This window comes from Streptomyces sp. NPDC111516, assembly GCF_055635345.1.
Map to the genome: position 1 here is coordinate 1 of NZ_JBVKBV010000076.1, position 1302 is coordinate 1302.

At 69.4% G+C, this 1302-nt stretch carries 1 protein-coding gene; it reads right to left on the minus strand.

The features are described from left to right. Positions 1 to 82: 82 nt before the first annotated feature. Positions 83 to 1302, minus strand: a 1220-nt coding sequence (locus tag ACZ7L9_RS38100; RefSeq protein WP_471422101.1) for an IS701 family transposase, incomplete at its 5' end; no start/stop codon positions are given.

Consider the following 1302-nt stretch of genomic DNA (forward strand, 5'->3'; position numbering starts at 1 on the left):
GGTATGTCGCGGTGGCAGGTGGGGCAGGCGCCGGCCCAGGCTGCGAGCAGTAGCTGCAGTTCGCGGACGACTTGGTAGAGGCTCAGGCCGGCGCCACGTCTTTTGGGGCTCTGGCCAGTCGTTGCAGGGTGCAGAAGGCGTGGGCGACGGAGACGAGGGTGACGTGGTGGTGCCAGCCGTTCCAGGTGCGGCCCTCGAAGTGGGCCAGGCCCAGTGCCTGTTTCATCTCCCGGTAGTCGTGCTCGATGCGCCACCGGAGTTTGGCGAGCCGGACCAGCGTGGTCAGTGGTGTGTCGGCGGGCAGGTCGGACAGCCAGAACTGGACCGGCTCGCTCTCACCGGCGGGCCACTCGGCCAGCAGCCAGCACTCCGGCAGCTCCGGGCCCTCGACCGCCTGCCGGATCTCGCGTCCGGCAGGACGGATCCGCAAGGCCACAAACCGCGAATACATGCGCTTGAGGCCACTGTGGCCGGTGCCGGGGCGGGAGCCCTCACGCCATTGGACCTGCTTCGCGGTCTTTCGGCCGGCCGTGGTGACCAGCTGCTTCACCGACTGCGGCTTGTCCGGGTACTTCGCCACCGGCGGACGTCCGGTGCCGGAGTACGGTTCGGCCACCGGCACGGCATCGCCGGGCTGGGCGGTCAACGTGGTGGAGATGCCCACGACGTAGTGGAGACCGCGGGCCTGCAGCCCGAGGCGGAACGCGGCAGCGTCACCGTATCCGGCGTCCGCGACGGCCAGCGGCACCTCGATGCCCCACGAGCGGGTCTCGTCGAGCATGTCGAGTGCGAGCTGCCACTTCTCCACATGCCCGACGTCTTCAGGGATCTGGCACGCGGTGCGGCGGGCGATCTTGTCCGGGTCCGCCTTCACGGACCCGGGCGCCCAGGTCTCCGGCAGGAAAAGCCGCCAGTCGACCGCCGCCGAGGCGTGATCCGAGGCCAGATGCAACGAGACACCCACCTGGCAGTTGGTGACCTTGCCCGCCGTGCCGGTGTACTGCCGCGACACGCACGCCGAGGCATTGCCGTCCTTGAGGAAGCCGGTGTCATCGAAGATCAGTACCTTCGGCCTGATGGCCGCTTCCATCCGCCAGGCCAGCCGGGCCCGGATGTGGGACGGATCCCAGGGGCTGGTGGTGATGAAGTGGGCCAGAGACTGCCGGTTGCCGTCCTCACCCAACCGGGCCGCCATCGGCTCCACCGACTTACGCTTGCCGTCGGTCAGCAGCCCACGCAGGTAGACCTGCCCCCACCGCCGCTGGTCGTTGCGCGCGAACGGCTCGAACACCTCCGCCGCAA